The sequence below is a fragment of the Ruegeria sp. AD5 genome, from assembly GCF_056542345.1.
Map to the genome: position 1 here is coordinate 31,304 of NZ_JBQFZR010000007.1, position 20,142 is coordinate 51,445.

The 20,142-nt window shown below is 53.7% G+C and carries 21 protein-coding genes and 2 tRNA genes; 16 read left to right on the forward strand and 7 right to left on the reverse strand.

The genetic code is table 11. The annotated features are described in order from the left end of the window. The first annotated feature begins 92 nt into the window (after positions 1-92). Positions 93-2,378 (forward strand): glycosyl hydrolase family 28-related protein, encoded by a 2,286-nt coding sequence (locus ACR0JG_RS19700; RefSeq protein ID WP_480572227.1) that lies wholly within the window; start codon positions 93-95, stop codon positions 2,376-2,378. A 38-nt stretch (positions 2,379-2,416) separates the two neighbouring features. Here the strand turns inward: ACR0JG_RS19700 and ACR0JG_RS19705 are convergent, their stop codons facing one another. Continuing rightward, positions 2,417-3,160, reverse strand: coding sequence for a hypothetical protein (locus ACR0JG_RS19705; RefSeq protein ID WP_480537246.1), 744 nt, complete (start codon positions 3,158-3,160; stop codon positions 2,417-2,419). Between the two features lie 74 nt (positions 3,161-3,234). Here ACR0JG_RS19705 and ACR0JG_RS19710 point away from each other — a divergent pair, with 74 nt between their 5' ends. From ACR0JG_RS19710 to ACR0JG_RS19725, 4 genes are all read left to right on the forward strand, one after another. Continuing rightward, positions 3,235-3,561, forward strand: a complete 327-nt coding sequence (locus ACR0JG_RS19710) for an antibiotic biosynthesis monooxygenase family protein (protein WP_170395957.1) — start codon at positions 3,235-3,237, stop codon at positions 3,559-3,561. A 65-nt stretch (positions 3,562-3,626) separates the two neighbouring features. Next, complete coding sequence (locus ACR0JG_RS19715) at positions 3,627-4,034, forward strand: universal stress protein (protein WP_170395959.1); 408 nt, start codon at positions 3,627-3,629, stop codon at positions 4,032-4,034. A 72-nt stretch (positions 4,035-4,106) separates the two neighbouring features. Then, on the forward strand, positions 4,107-4,550 hold the full coding sequence (locus tag ACR0JG_RS19720) for an excalibur calcium-binding domain-containing protein (protein ID WP_255612008.1): 444 nt from the start codon (positions 4,107-4,109) through the stop codon (positions 4,548-4,550). Between the two features lie 397 nt (positions 4,551-4,947). Further along, complete coding sequence (locus tag ACR0JG_RS19725) at positions 4,948-5,301, forward strand: MmcQ/YjbR family DNA-binding protein (protein WP_170423840.1); 354 nt, start codon at positions 4,948-4,950, stop codon at positions 5,299-5,301. A 5-nt stretch (positions 5,302-5,306) separates the two neighbouring features. On the opposite strand, the gene ACR0JG_RS19730 is transcribed toward ACR0JG_RS19725, so the two are convergent. Continuing rightward, positions 5,307-6,014 (reverse strand): ORF6N domain-containing protein, encoded by a 708-nt coding sequence (locus ACR0JG_RS19730; protein WP_480572230.1) that lies wholly within the window; start codon positions 6,012-6,014, stop codon positions 5,307-5,309. A gap of 214 nt (positions 6,015-6,228) precedes the next feature. Here ACR0JG_RS19730 and ACR0JG_RS19735 point away from each other — a divergent pair. After that, positions 6,229-6,306 (forward strand) — tRNA-Arg (locus ACR0JG_RS19735). Positions 6,307-6,408: 102 nt separating this feature from the next. On the opposite strand, the gene ACR0JG_RS19740 is transcribed toward ACR0JG_RS19735, so the two are convergent. Both ACR0JG_RS19740 and ACR0JG_RS19745 read right to left on the reverse strand, forming a co-directional pair. Next, positions 6,409-6,891, reverse strand: coding sequence for a GNAT family N-acetyltransferase (locus tag ACR0JG_RS19740; RefSeq protein ID WP_170408263.1), 483 nt, complete (start codon positions 6,889-6,891; stop codon positions 6,409-6,411). 13 nt (positions 6,892-6,904) lie between these two features. Further along, positions 6,905-7,216, reverse strand: a complete 312-nt coding sequence (locus tag ACR0JG_RS19745; protein ID WP_170395965.1) for an ETC complex I subunit — start codon at positions 7,214-7,216, stop codon at positions 6,905-6,907. 154 nt (positions 7,217-7,370) lie between these two features. On the opposite strand from ACR0JG_RS19745, the gene ACR0JG_RS19750 reads away from it, so the two are divergent. The 3 genes from ACR0JG_RS19750 (at position 7,371) to ACR0JG_RS19760 (ending at position 10,888) form a co-directional block, all read left to right on the forward strand. After that, positions 7,371-7,841, forward strand: coding sequence for an SRPBCC family protein (locus tag ACR0JG_RS19750; protein WP_223117584.1), 471 nt, complete (start codon positions 7,371-7,373; stop codon positions 7,839-7,841). Positions 7,842-7,918: 77 nt separating this feature from the next. Further along, a complete protein-coding gene (gene uvrB / locus ACR0JG_RS19755; RefSeq protein WP_480572233.1) occupies positions 7,919-10,108 on the forward strand; it encodes an excinuclease ABC subunit UvrB in 2,190 nt (729 codons plus the stop codon). Then, entirely contained in the window at positions 10,109-10,888 is a 780-nt protein-coding gene (locus ACR0JG_RS19760; RefSeq protein ID WP_170597328.1) for a hypothetical protein, read from the forward strand. It begins immediately after the preceding gene. A gap of 86 nt (positions 10,889-10,974) precedes the next feature. Here ACR0JG_RS19760 and ACR0JG_RS19765 read toward each other — a convergent pair whose 3' ends face one another. Then, positions 10,975-11,217 (reverse strand): TFIIB-type zinc ribbon-containing protein, encoded by a 243-nt coding sequence (locus ACR0JG_RS19765; RefSeq protein ID WP_170408258.1) that lies wholly within the window; start codon positions 11,215-11,217, stop codon positions 10,975-10,977. Positions 11,218-11,657: 440 nt separating this feature from the next. Here ACR0JG_RS19765 and ACR0JG_RS19770 point away from each other — a divergent pair, with 440 nt between their 5' ends. Beyond that, positions 11,658-11,993, forward strand: coding sequence for a hypothetical protein (locus tag ACR0JG_RS19770; RefSeq protein ID WP_170514092.1), 336 nt, complete (start codon positions 11,658-11,660; stop codon positions 11,991-11,993). 111 nt (positions 11,994-12,104) lie between these two features. Here the strand turns inward: ACR0JG_RS19770 and ACR0JG_RS19775 are convergent, their stop codons facing one another. After that, positions 12,105-13,109, reverse strand: coding sequence for an AraC family transcriptional regulator (locus tag ACR0JG_RS19775; RefSeq protein WP_170802419.1), 1,005 nt, complete (start codon positions 13,107-13,109; stop codon positions 12,105-12,107). Between the two features lie 124 nt (positions 13,110-13,233). Here ACR0JG_RS19775 and ACR0JG_RS19780 point away from each other — a divergent pair, with 124 nt between their 5' ends. From ACR0JG_RS19780 to ACR0JG_RS19805, 6 genes are all read left to right on the forward strand, one after another. Then, a complete protein-coding gene (locus tag ACR0JG_RS19780) occupies positions 13,234-13,410 on the forward strand; it encodes a hypothetical protein (protein ID WP_480572236.1) in 177 nt (58 codons plus the stop codon). A 50-nt stretch (positions 13,411-13,460) separates the two neighbouring features. Then, the gene (locus ACR0JG_RS19785; protein ID WP_480572239.1) at positions 13,461-14,018 is read left to right on the forward strand and encodes a hypothetical protein; all 558 of its coding nucleotides are present in this window, start codon (positions 13,461-13,463) and stop codon (positions 14,016-14,018) included. A gap of 366 nt (positions 14,019-14,384) precedes the next feature. Continuing rightward, positions 14,385-15,155, forward strand: coding sequence for a DUF4145 domain-containing protein (locus tag ACR0JG_RS19790; RefSeq protein WP_480572242.1), 771 nt, complete (start codon positions 14,385-14,387; stop codon positions 15,153-15,155). 70 nt (positions 15,156-15,225) lie between these two features. Further along, positions 15,226-16,287: a CHC2 zinc finger domain-containing protein gene (locus ACR0JG_RS19795; protein ID WP_480572245.1), complete on the forward strand. Its 1,062-nt coding sequence runs from the start codon at positions 15,226-15,228 to the stop codon at positions 16,285-16,287. A 1,224-nt stretch (positions 16,288-17,511) separates the two neighbouring features. Beyond that, positions 17,512-17,733, forward strand: a complete 222-nt coding sequence (locus ACR0JG_RS19800) for a hypothetical protein (protein WP_170534732.1) — start codon at positions 17,512-17,514, stop codon at positions 17,731-17,733. Positions 17,734-17,742: 9 nt separating this feature from the next. After that, positions 17,743-19,596, forward strand: coding sequence for a hypothetical protein (locus ACR0JG_RS19805; RefSeq protein ID WP_480572249.1), 1,854 nt, complete (start codon positions 17,743-17,745; stop codon positions 19,594-19,596). A gap of 266 nt (positions 19,597-19,862) precedes the next feature. Here the strand turns inward: ACR0JG_RS19805 and ACR0JG_RS19810 are convergent. Beyond that, positions 19,863-19,938, reverse strand: a tRNA-Val gene (locus ACR0JG_RS19810). Positions 19,939-20,142 lie beyond the last annotated feature (204 nt).

The following is a 20,142-nucleotide window of genomic DNA, read 5'->3' on the forward strand; positions in this document are numbered from 1 at the left end:
TTCGATACTCAGACCCATGCGTTTGGGCTCAGGGCCCGGACGTTATCGGGTTTTGGCGCGCGTGCTTGGCGCGATTGGGAAAGGGATTTTACATGAACAAGGCAATCACCGACGGCATCGTGTTCATGCCGCCCGCCTATGCGGCTGGTCTTGGGGTCTGGTCCAGTGGCGACGGCACGCCGGGCTCTCCGACCTATGAGGGGTCGGGCACGGGGGTGTTCGTTCCGGCGGATGCGGATTTCGCAGGCTGTCTGGAGATTTATAAGACGGCAGAACCGCAGCGGCTGCGCTATATGGGGCAAACACCTTTTTTGCCGGGCTGCTATCTGCAGATCAAGGCGCGGGTGAAGGCGATCAGCGGGCCGCTTCCCGAGGTGCGGATTGCCGGCTGGGCCGGAGGAGCCGGAGATGCGCACGTGGACGGATTGGCCGAGCAGGGTCCGGCGGTGCAGCTGACCGGCTATGGCACCGTGCATGAGGTGACGGCCATCGTGGGCACGGGCCTGCGCCCCGGCGTGGACATGCCATGGGGCAATGCGGCGCTTTATGGACACTTTGGTTTGGATATCGAAGGCACCAACGGCGCGGTGGTGCGGGTGGATGATATCGAGATCACCGATGTGACCTCGGTCTTCCTGCGCGATTTGATTGGTCTGGTCGACGTGCGCGATTTCGGCGCTGTGGGTGACGGGGTCACCGATGACTCGGCAGCGTTTGAGGCGGCGGATCAGGCAGCGAACGGGCGCAAGGTTTATATTCCGCAAGGTGAGTTCCGGCTGGAAGAGAACACTAACATGGCGTCCGAGGTCGCATTTGACGGCACCGTCACGATGCCGGTCGACAAAATGCTGCTGCTGACCAAGAATTTCGATCTGCCCACCTATATCACCGCCTTTGGTGATGAAATGCTGGCGTTTAAAAAGGCGTTTCAGGCGTTGCTGAACAGCTCGGACCATGAATCGCTGGATCTGGGCGGGCGCAAGATCGCAGTGACCGAGCCCATCGATATGGCGGCAGCAGTGCCGAACCGGACGGGCTATGCCACCCGTCGAGTGGTGCGCAACGGGCAGTTTGACGTCAAAAGTAGCTCGAATTGGGATACCGAAACCTTCACCTCGGTCGCGACCTACAGCCCGTCTGATCCTGATACGCTGACCAACGTGGCCAATGTGGTGAATATACCGGTGGGGTCGCTGGTCACCGGCAGCGGGGTCGGGCGTGAGGTTTATGTGCGGTCGAAAAACGAAAGCACCGGTGAAATCACGCTGAGTGCGCCGACTTATGATGCCGCAGGGACGCAGACCTTCACCTTCACATCGTTCAAGTACCTGCTAGATTTCAGCGGTTTCAGTGCGCTGCAGAAGTTCAACATGGAAGGGATCGAGTTCCAGTGTAACGGTCGGTGCAGCGCGATCCGGCTGTCTCCGGGCGGGAACACTTTTGTACTGAAAGACTGTTTCATCAGTCGCCCGAAGGACCGGGGTATCACATCAATCGGGCGCGGATGTCAGGGGATGCTGATCGATGGCTGTCAGTTCCTATCGACCGAGGAAAGTCTGGACGTGCCGGACCGAAGCTCAATCGCGCTGAACGCCAATGCCAACGACGTCAAGCTGCGCCACAACCGGGCCACGCGGTTCCATCATTTCGCGGTGCTGAGCGGCGACAACAATCTGGTGCTGGGCAACCACTTCTTCCAGGGCGACAACGTCGCGAACGGGGTGCGCAACGCCGGGTTGGTGATCATCGGCGGCTATAACAGTTCGTCCATCGCCGAGAACTATGTCGATAACTGTTTTATCGAATGGACCAACGAGCACGATGCCAACCCGGATTACTTCACCAGCTTCTCGTTCAGCGCGCTGAGCATCACGGATAACATCTTTTATGCCAGCGATGTTGCCCCCTGGTTCAGCTATCTGGTGATCCGCCCCCATGGCACAGGGCATTTCTTGAACGGGCTGACCGTCACCGGCAACAAGTTCCGTGTCAACAACGTGCGGATCGACCGAGTGGACCGGGTCGATACCAGTTTTGCCGATCTCGACCCGGAAAGGCACAAGAGGGTGTGTTTCGAGAACAATACGTTTCACGGCATCGATACGCCTTGCGCCAATCCATTGCGGCTGCAGCACACGCAAAGCTCACCGTCATCAGCCTGGACCGTCAGTTCGCAGGGCCAATTGCCGTTCGGGGGCAGGGCGCGCGGGTGTGATGCGGTTGTTGCCCTGGGAAGCCTCAGGACATCGTTGAATGCGGTGCGCTATACCGCGCCATATGTCGAGTTGCGACAGGGATCGGGCCAGAGCGATATCCGCCTGCGCTGGTCCGAAGGCTTGCGTGGTGCGGTTTCGACCATTCTGCGGATTGATACCTGATTGATGCGGTGGGCCGCCTGAATGTAGGCGGCCCATCTTTAATAGCTGCGCCACAATCCAAATTTGATCCCGATGTTATCATCAGCCGAATTGCGCTCGGCACCCAGAATCCAGGTGAGTCTGCCCGTCTTTGGGCGATACATCAGCGAAGGTCGCACCCTCCAGTACCATGGTCGGTCCGAAACATAAGAAGTTTCGATCTGCAGGAGCGGGTCAAACCGTCGACCCGAGGACAGACCGGCCGTGAAATCCAACTTGCGGATCACTGCCTCATGGGTGCGGTTTTCGAGCGCTGCGTCGACATTGATCCATCCGCCTCCCAATCCGGTTTGAATGCTTTTGCCGTATGAAAGTGTTGCTTTGTACATTGCCCAACTACTGTACTGGCGATGGTGCGCGCCAACGCCGAACTCGGCCGCCAGACGCCCTGCTGACCCCATGTCTGCAACCGGCACGCGTGCAAAGACCAGCGCGTGCCCATACAAATCCTGATGCTCCTCGGCATCCAGTCCGATCGTGAGTTTCGGCCGCAATCCCCACTCGGTATAAAGCGAGGTTTTGTACTTGTAGACGTCTTCCTCTTTGAAAGCGGTCACAGATAACGCGGTGAAGCTTGACCCCTTCTCGCGGAGCCACGCACCGGACCATGCCGGAGTGCACACCATAAAAAGCAGCGGAATGACGAGAACCAGACGAGCCATGGGGGCAGCATCGGCAGACATGGTTAACGGATGGTTAGTTTCTTGTTCATCTTCGAGAAAGATTTTTTGATCCAAAAACATTGTCTATGTGCAGGAAAAGGGTGGCGTTTTCAAAAGCTGTGCTAGGCTCGGGTCAGCTATAAAGGAGGAGCCTTATGCCGCAGATTTCCAAAACCAACAGCTATCAGACTGTCATCACCACCTTCGAGATGACCCCCGGAACCTGCCAGGACCTTCTTGAGGCGCTGACCGATGCTTATGCCGAGTTCATTTCGAAACAGCCGGGTTTCATTTCAGCCGGATTGCATGTGAATGATGCCCAGACGCGGATTGCCAATTATTCACAATGGGAGCGCCGCGAGGATTTCCTGGCGATGTTGCGCACACCGGAAATGCGAGAGCGGAATCGCAGGGTTAACGAGCTGTGCAAGAGCTTTGAACCCGTGATGTACGACGTCGCCGAGACATTCGGTGAGACCTGATCTGAGTCAATGCACGGCCACCACCGGTCGCGCAGTATAGCGGCACAACTACGGAGGCGCGAGCCATGTATCATAACATTCTTGTTCCCATTTCCTTTGATGCTGAACGGGACAGCTCGGCAGCGTTGAAGCTGGCAGAACTACTGTCGACGCCCGAGGCTGCGGTTACGCTGCTGCATGTGGTAGAGCACATTCCGGATTATGCGATCTCGTACATGCCTGCCGAGTATCTGTCCGAAGCCCGCAAGGCCATTCAGACCGAGCTTGATGCTCTGGCGGCGCGCGTCCCGAATGCGAAGGGGCTGGTGGTTGAAGGCCATTCCGGGCGAACGATTCTGGACTGGGCCGAAGTTAATAAGCCTGACCTGATCATCCTGGCTTCGCACCGCCCGGGGATGCAGGACCTGTTGTTGGGTTCAACAGCGACCCATGTGGTGCGCCACGCCAAATGTGCCGTGCATGTGGTGCGATAAGGTCGAGCTTTTTCCAAGCCGACCCCGATTGCGGCCATGGCTTTGCCACATACCGCGTGTAAGACCTATGGCATGACAACCGGGAAACAAACGAAAGACACCGATCCGAACCCTCGTCTTACACGGCGGCAACGGCGGGCAGACGCGTTGCGCAGGCAGGCTCTGTCTCCGGTGCGTATTCTACTGATGGTGCTGGCCTTGCCCTTAACCACAGGAATGATCGCAATCGGTGTCTACCTGCGCGTTTCAGACTACGAACGTCATGAAGCGGTGATCCATCTGGTGGCGCTGGCTGGGTGTGATGCGGTGGAGATGCTGGGTTTCGGGCCTTTTCGCGAAGGGAGGCCCGGATATCATAAGCGCAATGATCCCGATGGCGATGGTGTCGCCTGTGGCTCGTTTGCCTTGCAGAAACCACGCAATGTCGCGATGCCGGGAGATATCCAAGCCAATCCCCGGAATCTTCAGACCCCGAAACAGCGCACTGTCGGAACGGCAAAGTTTTTGAAGCCTTGAATCGGTGGGGGGCGAAATCTTGAAAAGATTTCGGGGCGCTTTCTTTTCAAGAAAGCGTTGCGTGGCTCAGGTGAGCCAACGCACGGGTGCGCGGTTGCAGAAGATTACGATCTGGCCCGAGTTTTCCGCCACTTGATAACCGCGACGATTGATTTCGGCCATAAAACGCTCCATCCCGGCAAATCGCTCTATATCGCGCGCCTTGCGACGGATTACGCCACCTTGCTGCACCGCCTTGGAGGCGAATAGATCACTGAGCCAAACCTCAGGCGAGAGGGGAGAATTACAGTTATACATCACCTATGATTTGGCGCAGCTAGGTTAATGCTGGGTAAAGAAAGTTGCGCCCGCAAAGCGGGTCTTGCCTTGTCCTGACCAGAGCGCCACAGTCGCCGCGATGACTCGTGATGAATTCAATGCCTTTTGCTCGGACCTCAAAGCCACCAGCCATGTCGTGCAGTGGGGCAACGCAGATGTCTGGAAAGTAGGCGGCAAAGTCTTTGCCATCTGTGGTTGGAACGACGGAAAGGATGCGTTTACCTTCAAGGCCACCGATCTTGCCTTTGAGGTCCTCGGAGATGAGCCAGGTATCCGCCCAGCGCCCTATCTGGCATCGCGAGGTATGAAATGGCTGCAGGTTTACGATGAACGTGGCATGAGCGACGCGTCGCTGCGAGATCATATTGTAATCTCATACGATCTGGTCGTAGCTAAGCTGACCAGAAAGGCGCGGGCAGAGCTGGGCCTTTAAGGCGGTCAGTCTTTCATGGCGTGCAGCAGCTCAAGCAGTTTTTTCCGGTCATCATCGTCGGCATAGTCTCCGCTGGCCAGCCGTTCGGCGATGCTCAGGCGCAGACGGTCATGTTGTGTGCGAACCTCTTCGCCCGCCGTTTCCGCGAGGGTCTTCATGATCACTGCCACCGCCTGCTGCCGTTTGGTGGTGGGATTGGCGATGTAGTCCACAAGGCTTTGCTGTCCGGAATCAAGGATGTTTTCGGCCAGATCACGCAGTTGATCCCCATTTGGAAGCAACGGTGTAGGGGCATCTTGCGGTGGCAGAATCTCAGGCGGGTTGCGCGGGGTTTCCGCTAGCGCATTGGTGCCGTCAACAAAGGCTTCGGTGATCATCCGCGTGATCTTGATCGCGCGCGGATCTTTAAACAAAGTCGAGGCAATAGCTACGCCGTAGTCGGTATAGACCCACGGATTGACCCTACGGCCACCGCGGCCTTCGGGTTTTGAGATCACATTCTGTGATTGCAAATCCGCGACCTCTGCGTCGGAAAGCTGAAAGCGGTAGCCTTCGAACAGATCCTTATTGCGCGAGACGGCCTGATTGAAGGCGCTGACGGATTTCCCGTAAAACTGCGCCAGATCTTCTGCCAGAACCACGCGTACACCGCGCACCCGATGAATGGCGTTTTGGACCTCTTGAGGGCTGGGCAGGTTTTCCGGGTTCGTCATCATATCCGTTTGGAATCACAATTTGTGATTTCAAACGTGACGCAGGGAGCGCTGGGCTGCAAGTTTGAACTGCAGGTAGGTTCGATGTCTCTTGCCGAGAGGTCTGCCAGATTCGGCCAATACCCTGATGGAAATAACTTTTTTGAAAGAACAAGCTTGCCCTCTATCAAGTTGACAATCCTAATGGATTGACTGATACAAACGGAACAAGACCGGGCCGTTAGCTCAGCTGGATTAGAGCAGGGAACTTCTAATTCTCAGGTCGGGGGTTCGAGTCCTCCACGGCTCGCCATTTTTTCAGATGTTTTTCGAAACGGGGCAAGGGTACGGCCCTTATATCTGAATTCAAAGCGGTCGGTCAGACTGCACCAAGCGGGTGCTTTCAGCTTTTCCCTCAGCGTTTTGGGCTGGACGTAAGGTCCAACCGCATAAACGCGCTGTTTGGATCGGCGTCATAGCCGTAGATCGGACCGCAATAGGAATATCCCAATGTTTCATATAGCTTGCGTGCTGCGTCATATTCCGAGAGATGATTTGCGCCAGTTTCCAGGACAAGTGCGGAAACGCCCTCGGCTCGGGCCAGATCGGCAAGATGGTTCATGATCACACGCGCCAATCCTCGGCCGCGCGCAGCAGCAACCACGTGCACCGATTTAACTTCGGCAGTGCCATCCGGCAGCGCCTTAAGCGCACCACAACCCAAGGGCTTACCCGCCTCATAAATAGCCCAAAAGCGAATGCCCGGCTCGCGCAGGGCATCAATGTCCAGCGTATGATTTGAGGTTTGCGGTGTCGCGTCCCAGCTATGGGCGAGATGCGCTTGAATGATCGGGCGCAGATCCTTGGCGCCGGGGTCTGCTTGGCGGATGTCGATCATTCACTGGGCCTTGTCAGTGGGTCCAGGGAGCGCGCCGGTCAGTGGCGAAATTCTCACCATAGCCGCGCGCCCGCAGGTTCGGCTTGCGCTTGTGCGGCTCGCATACCTGCGCGTCGATACCGTTGTCTTTGGCATAGTCCAGCGCCTCTTCCTTGGTATCGAACTTCAGACGCACCTGCGTTTGGGTGTCATTGGACGAGGTCCAGCCCATCAGCGGATCGACCTCACGCGCAGAAGCCGGGGCGTATTCCAGAACCCATTTGCGGGTTTTGGCCATCCCCGAGGTCATCGCGTTTCGCGAAGGCTGGTAAATCCGTGCGCGCATGTCGCCTCTCCGTACTCACTTGGCTGAAGCTGTTTATGCGTCAGAGCGCGCGCCGGGACAAGATGACAATTGTCGCGGGTCGCATGGACTGCCTAATGACAGGTATTGTCATTAGTTCGGGGTAGAAAGCGCGCAGACGTAAAAGGACAGCAGGATGCTTCACCAAGAACGCCACCTCGACATCAACGCCCGACCCAATGAGATTTGGGCTATCCTCCGCCGCTTTATGCATATCGATGAGTTTGCCCCGCAGGTGATATCGGTTGATGCTTTGACTGCCGGATCGGATGGTGTTGGGTCACAGCGCCGGTGTCACTTCGCGAACGGCACATCATTGGTCGAAGAGGTGACGGATTGGCAGGTTGACCGCGGCTACACCGTGCGGTTGTCGCAGATGGCGATGCCTCTGCGCGAAGCACAGGCGGCGATTGCCATCACACCGCTGTCCGACACGTGCAGCCGTGTTATCTGGAGTATGGATTTTCGTATGAAATATGGACCGTTGGGCTGGTTAATGGGACAAACTCTGTTGAAGATGATGATAGGCCGCGTACTGGCCGAGAACCTGTCGGCCTTGGCGGTGAAGGTTCAAACGCACCCCGACGCCCAAGCCCGGACCGCTTAGCTGAAAATGAATCCAGATCAGCCCTTGCAGATGGACAAAATAAGAACAAATGTAGGGGCCTGACCCGGAGCCCGCCCATGCCTTATGCCCATTCCGACAAGACTCAACTGACCGCAGACGACGTGCGCGCGCGTCTGAAACTGGAGGGCGGCAAGGAGTTCGTCATGCACACCGAGTTCGCACCGGCTGGCGACCAGCCGACGGCGATTAAGGAGCTGGCAGGCGGTGTGAATGATGGTGAGCGAGATCAGGTCCTGCTGGGTGCGACCGGGACGGGCAAGACCTTCACCATGGCCAAGGTGATTGAAGAAACGCAGCGGCCTGCGATCATCCTGGCGCCAAATAAGACGCTGGCAGCGCAGCTGTACGGGGAATTCAAGGGCTTCTTCCCAGAGAACTCGGTCGAGTATTTCGTTTCCTATTACGACTATTACCAGCCAGAAGCCTATGTGCCGCGATCGGACACGTACATCGAGAAAGAATCGCAGATCAACGAACAGATCGACCGGATGCGCCACTCGGCCACGCGGGCGCTGCTGGAACGCGATGACGTGATCATCGTCGCCTCGGTCTCGTGCATCTACGGTATCGGTTCGGTCGAGACCTATGGAGCGATGACACAGGATCTGAAGGTGGGTCATGAGTATGACCAGAGGCAGGTGATGGCTGATCTGGTTGCCCAACAGTACCGCCGCAACGATCAGGCTTTCCAGCGCGGGTCCTTCCGGGTGCGTGGCGATTCCCTGGAAATCTGGCCGGCCCACCTTGAGGACCGTGCTTGGAAATTCTCGTTCTTCGGCGAGGAACTGGAAACCATCACCGAGTTCGACCCGCTGACCGGCGAACGCGCGGCAACGATGGAGCAGGTGCGGGTCTATGCGAATTCGCACTACGTCACGCCGAAGCCAACGATGAACCAAGCGATTATCGGGATCAAAAAGGAACTCCGCATCCGGTTGGACCAGCTGGTTGGCGAGGGCAAGCTGCTGGAAGCTCAAAGGCTGGAACAGCGTACGAACTTCGATCTGGAAATGCTTGAGGCCACCGGCGTTTGTAACGGGATCGAGAACTACTCACGCTACCTCACGGGCCGTGCGCCGGGCGAACCGCCGCCAACCCTGTTCGAATTCATTCCGGACAACGCGATTGTCTTCGCCGACGAGTCCCATGTCAGTGTCCCGCAGATCGGCGGCATGTACCGTGGCGACTATCGGCGCAAGTTCACGCTGGCCGAACACGGGTTCCGCCTGCCGTCCTGCATGGACAATCGACCTTTGAAGTTCGAGGAATGGGACGCAATGCGCCCGCAATCCGTCTTTGTCTCGGCCACCCCGGCGAAGTGGGAGATCGAACAGACCGGCGGTGTTTTCACCGAACAGGTGATCCGCCCCACGGGTCTACTGGACCCAGAGGTTGAAATCCGCCCGGTGTCGATGCAGGTGGACGACCTGCTGGACGAGGTGCGCAAGGTGGCCGCCAACGGATTCCGCACGCTTGTGACAACGCTGACCAAACGCATGGCCGAGGACCTGACCGAATACCTGCACGAACAGGGCATCAAAGTGCGCTACATGCACTCGGACATCGACACGCTGGAACGCATCGAAATCCTGCGCGACTTGCGGCTGGGGGCGTTCGATGTGCTGGTCGGCATCAACCTGCTCCGCGAAGGGCTCGACATCCCAGAATGCGGGCTGGTCGCCATTCTGGACGCGGATAAAGAGGGCTTCCTGCGCTCGGAAACCTCACTGATCCAGACCATCGGCCGCGCCGCGCGCAACGCCGATGGGCGGGTGATCATGTATGCCGACAAGATCACCGGCTCGATGGAGCGCGCCTTGGGCGAAACCAACCGCCGCCGCGCCAAACAGCTATCCTATAACGAAGAACACGGCATCACGCCTGAGACCGTGAAGAAAAACGTCGAGGACGTTCTGGCCGGTCTCTACGAAGGCGATGTCGACATGAACCGGGTCACCGCCACCATCGACAAACCGATGCATGGTGCGAATTTGGAAGCGCACTTGGACGGGCTGCGCGACCAGATGCGCAAGGCCGCCGAGAATCTTGAATTCGAAGAGGCCGCCAACATCCGGGATGAGATCAAACGTCTGGAAGCGGTCGATCTGGCCGTCGCCGACGACCCCATGGCGCGCCAATGGGCGGTCGAGAAAGCCTCGGAAGACGCCGTGAAATCGCGCGGGAGGTCAACGGCGGGCAGGCCAGGTCAGCGGGGCGGGAATGTGAAGCGAAGAAGGAAAAGCTAATTGGAACAAAGTGATAGTCAGCTAAATATTAACCAAGAGCGAAAGGAAGATGCACCGTCAACGATTTGGAAAACGCCACTAGGTAGAGCCATTTTTGGATTCTATTGTGAGACACGCGACAACAGTTATTTCGTTAATGACGACTACATCCAAGCATTATGCAATGTTCAAAATCGAGCAGAGGCAAACTACGGCAAAACGATAGTTTATGCATTTGTTGTAAGCATACTCTCAATTGCAACGGCAAACGACGCTATAGGTGATGCAGGGTATTTTGGACTGAATTTCAATCAAATACCCTATCTGACGGAGTTTTGCTCATTGTCGTTGAGCGTTTTTGCCGTCTTGATTGTGTTTCAAGCGCTCGACATTTTCACAATGACTCGCATGCGAATCGAACTGTTCTCTCTTACTACCTCTGAACACCCGAACATGCGGATGTTGCACCTAAAAGGGAACAACGCTTGGATTGACGCCCTTATCCCAAAAAGAGTGGGCTACCAAAGCCATTGGCTTCACCGCGTCGCTCAAGCAATTGGCTTAAGCCTTTCACTCGTTCTTCCAGTTTCAACAATATTACTCGTCTTTGCTGCCCAAGCCATTTGCGTTGCTTCTGTACTGCCAATCAATGAATTTGATCTATCAGATGGGATAGTTTGGGCGGGTATCTTAATTTCTGTGAGCAGCATCACGATGTTGTTTCTTACAGCTTTGATTCCGCTAAAATTCACATTTCAGAATGTCCCTCGACCAATTCAGGATGAGACAAACCAATTTTAGCAAGCGTAGGATGGGTGCTCGCACCCATCTCCCACCGTGACCATACAACAACCGATAAAACCCTCTCAGATCACGGTGCCAACGTCTTAGAAGTCAAACAGCTCATCCAGAAAGCCGCCGCGTTTCTTCTTTTTCCGGTATCCGTGATCGGACCGGTCATCATAACCCCGCTGCGGCGGTGGCGGCGGCGTATGGTCGGCAGAGCGATCGATGATTTTGTCCAGCTCTCCACGGTCCAGCCACACGCCACGACATTGCGGACAATAATCAATCTCGACCCCGCTCCGCTCGGTGATTACCAGCTGAGTTCCATCAATCGGACATTGCATCAGACGCTCTCCTTTTTCTGTCCTGAACAGATGGGAGCGCGCGCAGGGTTTTTCACCCTACTGCGACCGCACGTCCCGCTATGGGCAAAGCTGTAGGGTAGAGTTGGCCCGGTCCCGCGCTGCCCCCTTCAGCATTGGAATTCACAAATTGAGGTTCCAAATGGTTGCCATGATTAACCCTAAGAAATTTCTCAGCAGCTGATGGGTGCATAGACCCATTGTCTCTGTCTTCGAGCCCTCAATGCTGGGTTGGATACTCCCCAAAACGCGATGGAAATGTGCTTAGGGCTCACCTCAAAACGCAGGCGAAACCCAAACGTGAATTGGTCTAACGAGATGCGTGCAACGAGACCGCAGAACGACCCGAGTTTGGACAAAATTCCGCCCAAAATCGTCAATAGCCGCCGCAGTGCAACAGATCGAATACAGATTGGAAATCAATGAAAAAGGCAGCTCTTCTTCTTGCCCTATTGCCAGCAGCCGCAGTTGCTGAGGAGCGGGTGTTTGAATGTGAGGCACCGGATGCGGAACACCCGGAAATGGCCGCTCGGCTTGTGAAGTATGATGGCCAGCAAAAGGGCCACATCACGATCGGGGATATCGACAAGGATGTGGATGTGTTTCCCGGTCTCGACACCCTGACCTATCTGTATGTCGGTGAGGATTACACGCTGAATTATAACGTTCACCCTGAGAAGGGCACGTTTGATTACTCTGCCTCTGGCAGCAAGTCAGGATGGGGCAAGGGAACGTGCGTAGAGACCACGGGCCAATAATGGCGTTCGAATAGAGTGGTTTAAGGCGCGGTCGAGACGGCAGTCTGGTCGCGCCTTTGCTTTTGTTCCGAGATCAAGTTCGCACAGCTGATCCAAGCATTTGCAACATAATTACGAGCCAAGGCGGAACTTAGTCGGTGTCATTCCGGTCTGGCCCCTGAAAAAGCGTGTGAAATGGGATTTGTCGGAGTAGCCGAGCATCAGACCGATCTCAGCTATTGTCATTTTGTCTTCTCCGAGGTGTTCCTTGGCGACATCGACACGCAGCCGTTTGATTTCGCGGGGCAGCGTTGTGCCTTGCTGCTGAAGCGCCTTAAGAAACCGTTCCGGCTGTATTCCCAACAATCCGGCCACAACCTCTGGTCCCAAATCGGTTTCATCCAGCTTATCGCGTAAAACAGATCGCAAAGCAGCCACCACGGTGACCTCTTCATCTTGTCGCGGTGAGGCTATGGGCTTGGCAGATCCCTCAGAGACATGGTGCAAAAACAACCATTCCACGGGAAAACTAATTTGCATTCCGGGATCGGTCCCAAGGCCAACCTCGATCCCTTTGTAGTCGATAGGCAGACCGTTGATGTATCTGCTTTCCCATCGCACACGAGAAGGATCCCAGGCATCTCCGACAACGGTCTGCAATAGGCGTACATAGATTGCTGCACCAAATCCGGTCACCTGAATGGGTGGGACAGTAGGCTCTTGTTGCCTCTCGATACGATAAGTCGCTTTGTCCGCTTCAATGACAAGGCTATGCCGCACAGAATTGGACTCCTGCGGTACAAGCCCAACAAAGCGGGTAAAAAACTCGAACAGCGTTTTTGTAGATTGCAGGGCCTGAGCGAACGGAGGCCACTCTTGCAGGTCAAACGTCTCCCCTACTTTCAGTCCAAGGTATCGATCTCCTGACACTTCTGAGAAGGCATTTACCAAACCATAGACCAACTCTGAGTGCACGAACACGGCTGGGTCAGACAAAAGTTCAGCTTTCAGGCCGACCTGATCCAATGCTGGTTGCGGATTGATCTTACGTTCGGTGAGATATTGCAGGAACGGAGCAGCTAAGGAGAGGCGAATAAAGCCCTCGCTATGCTCTTGAGAGGTGGAGTTGAAAGGCAAGCTCGTCACCCTTGTCTGGATTAGTTTTAAGAAGTGGCCATTTTTTCAATCACATTCGAACATCCTAATTCGAAAGTGGCAACCGAGCCAAGATTTTCCGGACTACAGTTTGCAAAACACGAATATGAAGGGAGTACTTATGTCCAGCCTACGAATGTCCCTTTGCTCGACGGTAATTGTCGCTGCAGCTCTTTCTTTTCCAACGTCCGCGCAGGCTCAGGATCAAGAAGAACCCCAAACGCTGTTTACCAATGTGCATGTCTTCGATGGCGTGAATGAACAGCCCAACAATGCCCGCTAACGGTGCTTTCCTGCACGCGGTACTACTTCGACTCCAACGAGGCCGTGCCGGTGTTGATTGAGAACAACGGTTCTGAACGTCGCTATTTCGTTCTGCGTTTCAATTCTGAAGAGCAAGGAAACACGACGTATTTTGAGAAGCTGACCGAGGCCATTGAAGGTGATGAGATGCGCCGCCTAATTGCTTATCTGGAACGGTACGACCCCGCGTCAGCGGGCAAGAGTTGGGCGGACGTTCGTACGGCTCCTGAAACGCCCGAACGGAAGGTCATGGGGCTGCATTCAATGCGTCCGGGGCAGCGGCGTTTGTTGAATGTTCTGCGTGAGTGCGAGGTGACCTTGAAGGTTTCGGGCTATGATGAGGTTTTCACGCCCGGAAAAGATGGGTTACGCGTTCCTAAGGCGGCGTTCCGCGCCTACATTGAGGTGGCGGCAAACAAGCACGATGTTGACGACACGGACGTGGTGGCGATGGTTCGCCGCTTGTTTGGCGTTGAGATTACCGAAAAGCGCGGTCGGGTCGGTGATCACGGCAATTTGGCATATTGGACTTTGCCGCCTGAAATCTTGGGCAAGAACGTGGATAAGGTCTTGCTGGGGGTCGCGTGAGCGGCCCTACCTCCAATGGTGTCGGGGGGTGGAGGTGACTTGGAGGCACAAAAACGCTTGTACTAAAGGGAAATCCGGCGACAGCCTCCAAACCTCCAGTGAACGCGAAACCTATTGGAAAACAGATGGGGACACACACACCTGAAATTGTTGGTGTGTGTTTCTAAACCAAATTTTATTGAGGTAGTTTCTATTGGAGGTTTGGAGGCAGCGGCCTCATTCCCCTTATTTTTATGGCCAAATCTGCCTCCAAGAACTCGGAGGTTGCTTGGAGGCTTGGAGGCAACACCGCGTGTAAGAACGAGTTGCAACTTACGGCGGGTGCAATCAATGTGACACAAAACAACCTATTCGAGTAGAGTCGCAATGCCCCTCGCTGTCACAGCTTCAAAGTCATTCTCCGACACCCCTGACTTTCAGTATGTTTGCCCTGAGTGCAACGTTGGTTTTTTGGTTCCCGACCAAAGTACATTCAACAAAATTGAACCACCGTTTTCGAAATCCGCGCACGGCCATGAAGCTTGGGACCCGGACTGGATCGAATACAGGTTCGTCGTCACGTGTGTTTGTAACAAGACTGATTGTGGCGAAGTGGCTTTTGTGACCGGAAAAGGTACCGTTGATCAACGATACGATTTTCACGGCGACGCGGAATACTTCGAACGATTCACAATCCAGTCTTTCTTCCCATCGCCGCGACTTTGCTACATTCCAGATGACACTCCGGTAGCCGTTGAAACGTTACTAAAGAAGAGTTTCGACCTATTTTGGGTGGATGTTTCTGCTGCGGCAAATTCACTCCGAGCAAGTCTCGAAGCCCTACTGAACGACCTGAAAGTGCCGACGCATGAAAAAGGAAAAAAGGGCGGAACATCCAGAATGAGCCTTCACCGACGCCTTGATGTTTGGTCAAATACAAACAAGGATCACGCGGACTTGTGCTATGCCCTCAAGGAAGTCGGGAATTTGGGGTCACACGGCGATAGGGTGCTACCTAAGCACTATTTCGGCTCACTGGAAATCTACTCTCATGTCCTGAAAGAGCTGTATGAAAACGACGCTCAAAAGATGAAGGCACTAGCACAGAGCATTCAAGACGACCTTAAGAAAAGGCAAGCTCACACACCGATAGCGTAATCATCAGTGCGCTTGGTATTTTAGGGCATCATCAAATCATTATCGTGGAGCATCGTCAGAGGTATCTAGTATGGCAATTCCACCCGGGTTTTTGGATCGTCTCAGGGAAAAGATCAAAGTTTCAGACGTAATCTCACGATGGGTTGAGTGGGACAGTCGAAAAAGCAATTTTGAAAAAGGAGACTTGTGGGCACCGTGCCCCTTTCACAGTGAGTCATCGGCGAGTTTCCACGTCGATGACAAAAAGGGTTTTTACTATTGCTTCGGCTGTCACACAAAAGGAGATGCAATCTCTTTTATTAAGGAAAAGCAAGGTATTACATTTGTGCAAGCGGTGCGGCGGTTGGCATTTCTTGCTGAAATGGAAGACGAGTTGGAACCTGAGAAGCCAGAAGCCAGCTATAGAATACCCAACCTGCTACAACTCAAAGATGTGATGGTCGAAAAATTCGACCAAGAAAACTTCCTAGAAGTGGGTGTAATAACCGGGTGGGCCAACACAATCAGGGCTCACCCCCGTCTACTTCGAAGCCTAAGTTGGGGTGATCCGGATTTTCCGGGCCACGTGTTGGACCTTCTCACTCAGATGGATGAAGCCAAAGATGGATCGATTGAGAAGCTCCAAGGTTACGTTGACGCAAAATTTGAAGCTGAAATGCAGTCCATGTCCGAAGTAATGGCTTTCTCCGCTGCCAAGCGAAACTTGGGATACAATTTTGTTCAGTCACGAAATGATGTCATTGGAGTTATGATGCCATTCGGCGGCAACTTCGGTCCGGTGTATGATGCAATCAAGTCTGCCTGTTCCAGCACGCCCTTGCCCGCGAAACGAGCGGATGAGGTATGGAACAATTCTGTTCTTATCAATGATATCTTGGAACTCATAAACCATTCCGCAGTTGTCATATGCGATCTGACCGGGCGTAACGAAAACGTCTTCTATGAGTTGGGTATTGCGCACGCTTGGGGAAAACCAGTTATTCCAATAACTCAGAACAGCAATGATGTTCCCTTTGACCTTCAGCACCATCGATACCTGACGTATCTGAACAATTCAGAGGGTCTGGGTTCGCTAGAAAACGCACTGTCCGACAGGCTCAAGAGCCTAGTCGGAGAAAAGCATTGGTCTTGACGCACAATGCTCCGTCGGTGGCCGCTGACGCGGCACAGAGCAACCCGAAGATGTTGCATATTCAATGTATATACGCATCCAACATGATCGACCCATTTCCCGCCGCCGACAGAGGGGCAGGGAAAGCCAGTGACCGGCTTCCAGCGAGTTTGGGATAAGTGTTATATTTCAACGTGTTAGCGGGAGTACAGTCGAGTAATAATATTGCGCGGATTCTTGTTGAATTGGCGGAGAATCACCAGAATCTGTAACCACTTGAAAATATTGAATTAATCAGAATATCCTCAAAATCGGAATTTAACATAATGGCTGTTATGGTGCGTTCCGCGCTGCACCCCGGAAGGCCAGTATAGCACGGGTGACGGGGGAAACACCGACCCGCTGACGCGGGTTATCCCGATCCTGAAAACCATCCCTAAATCTGGTCCCAAAACCACTTAACACACAATATCTGGATTGATTGAATTCAGTGGCGCGAAACGTACAGAATGAATGAGGTGGCATCGTCCGCGTCAGCGGAGTGGTATCGGATAAAGTTGTTTAATTATATATACTTAAAGGGACCCAAGAGGGGGTATAGGGGTACGCCAAAAGGGCGCGCAGTTGCTACCCGTAAGCACCAGAGCAACTTTACCAATTTGTTAATGCAACCGCGCTCAAATCTGCGTCCGAGGTTGCCCAAAGCCGGGGACCCACCAGCGGCCAAGGCCCCCCTTGCTTGGTTTGCAGAGCGGTCTCAATAAATTTCCAATTTCATTGAAAAAGTGTTGCATAGTCGACGTTCGAACATTGCCCGATCTGGATGAACCGTTTTGTTGGTTTGCTGGGTCGCATCCACCACCCTTAAAACAATGTACGTGCTCGATGGGATTGTCCTTGTGGCAACTCTCGCTACCTTCTCAGCGGCAGCCATTTCGCGCGTATGGAGTGCGATTCGCCCATCTACTTATCCAATGCAAAGCGATGCAACAGCCATTTATGGCCGATAGTGTTTAAGTTCGTCTCGGGATCAAAGGAGGGGTCACTATGAGCCGCGTGCACGCATTGAGCGGGCCGAGGGTTGGCGAGTACCCTGCGTCAAGAAACGTGATCTGATGATAATAAGCTGCAAAAAGGGCAGTACATTGTCATGAAATTCTCTGAAATATTCACAAATATGTACCTATTGACATCATGAATTTCAGTGCACATGTTTGACTCAATATTGGGAATCGTGAGGCATTCATGTCTGAAAAGCGTGAGAAATTTGTAAAACTTGCAGAGGGCAGGACACGTACCGCGTTGGATGCAATACGGAAGATTGGGAACCTCTCGAACAAGAGAGCCTACGACTACGACGAAAAAGACGTGAAGAAGATAATCAAAGCACTTCGAGAGGCTACCAGCGAGCTGGAAAGAAAATTCAACCCATCCTCTTCGAGCGATTCCGACACTTTTAAGCTTTAGGATACCAGTATGAGTGCCGAGCCACTTCAAATTGACAACGACCGTTTCTTAATCAACCGACTAATTGAGCAAGCACCAACCCATACTCTCGTACGGGAATTCTTTATGAACGCTCAAGAGAACGCCGCCTTGGCTCCAGAAGGCGAGAGAACAGTCCGAGTCTACCCAACGAATATCGAGGGTGTCCGAAAACTCACTTTCTGGAATACGGGGCCGGGGATGAGTGAGAGTGACTTGCGCGTAGCGACCAACCTATCGTCATCAATAAACAAGCAACTAGCGCTGGACGAGAACTTTGGTATCGGAGCAAAGGTTTCAGGGTTAACCATAAATCCTGAGGGCATACGCTATCGGTCTTGCAAAGACGGAGTGATCCATGAAGTCACCATTGGTTACGATGAAGAAATGAAGACATACGTAAGATTTCCGGTGCAGTTCGACGATGGAAAAGAGGACACAGTGTATGACGTTACTTGGGCTGCGACCTCAGAGGGGATGCCAAAGAACATCGACTGGACCGAGGTTGTCCTGCTTGGCGAGGATCGCGAACACGACACCGTTGAGCGCCCGATAGGAAGAGATGTTGCGGTAGATCGAAGCTACGTCACAACTCAGATTTTTCAGAGGTTTGCCGAATTCCGGCCGGGGGTTGAAGTGTTCATCAACACGGCCATGACGAAAGGTGGGGGGAAGAACGAAGAAGGTAGGTTTCGGTCCCTGAAACCACTCGCGTCCGTGATCCCATCTTTGCCACACGCCGAGCAGGTGACTTGCCCAGAGACAGGTGTAATCGTTCACTACGTGCATGATCCGAAGCATCTCAACCACGGGCACACGTTGAGCTCATTGAAGAACCCTGCGACGCAGTCGACGACATTTTGTGCGTTGGTTCACAAAGGTGAACGCTATGACTTAAAAAACAAAAAGCGTTGGTCTGCCGCCGCTCCAAACTTTGGAATTCCGTTTGGTTCCACAGTGCTGACAGTGGAGATCATGTTGCCTGAAGAAATGGCACTTCCCAACCAGTACCGAGATGGCCTTACCTCGCCCAGCGATCGTTCCGCGTTAACGATTGAACACTTCGCTGCACAAGTGAGGGAGCTTATGCCGCAGTGGGTGAAGGAAGTTATCAAAGATGCGCATCCACCGAGCGATGACAACCTTGATGACCTCCAAAAGGACCTTCAGAAGTTGCTGGATGAGTTCAAAGTTCCGACAGTCGCATTCTCGCCTTCAAAGGCGCTGCCGGACCGTGTCGATCTGTTTGATCAAGGTACAGATGAAACTGAGCCTGCGGAAACAGAGGGTGTCGACGACGATGTCGACGGCATATTTGATCGCATCAACGAACGATCCAAACGTGCCACTCCGCGTCGTGTGCGAAGGGCTCCAGATGGAGCCAAGCTGTCAAAGGAAACCAAAGCACTTGAACGAGTGCCCCAGATAGAAATCTTGGTAAAGCCCGAAGAAATTGAAGCTAAAGGCATCAAAGGGCGCGCTGGAAAGTTCTACAAGGATGCTCAGACACTATTCGTTAATGGCAAGTATTCTGCAGTCGACAGAATGGCCTCAGAGCTTGAGTTGTCATTTTCGGGACAAGTGGAAGCTGAGATGCTTCGCAAGCTAGTATTGCAAGCTGCACAGCGATTCACTGCTTTTCGCGTTGGAAAAGCCACGTGCTACGCAATCAGTAAAAGACTAGCGGAAGATTGGTCAGTCGATGACCTTGACCGAGCCACTTCTCCAGAGTCCCTTAGTGTGGCGGCTGACGACTACCGTCAAAGTCTCAATGCAGCTCGAAAATGGATGCGGACTGAGTTGAAGACAGAGTCTGGTGGGGTAACAGAATCTGAACCTGTTTGATTGGGAAGAACGCTTCGTGATCACAGTAAACCAACGCAGCAATCCGTAGCACGAAGTGGGGCAGACGCTCGAATCGGAATTAGAATTGAACAAGGAACAGTGTGGTTGAGCCCCCTCAAACCTATCAATTCCTATCCAACTGTAAGGTGTCTCGGACTGTTTTGCCCGTCGTGTTTGCTAGACATTTTCGAACTGCCTGCTAGACATTCGGGAATTCGCGGCGCTCGAAAGCCTATAAAAATAAGGTGTTTGAGAGGTTGTGGAAGTGGTGGGTGATGAGAGACTCGAACTCCCGACATCTTCGGTGTAAACGAAGCGCTCTACCAACTGAGCTAATCACCCGTGAGGGCTCATGTAGCTAAGCCCGTGCGTGGGTGCAAGAGGGTATAGCACAATTTCTTTTGCAAAATTGCGCAAGGTTTCAGATCAGCGTTTAGGCAACTGGGCGCGGTTACCAATCGAGCAAACTCATGTGTCATATCGTGGTTGAATAGCGAAATGCGGATATCGCTGTTCAGGCGAGGCGGATCAGACACGTTGTTTAGC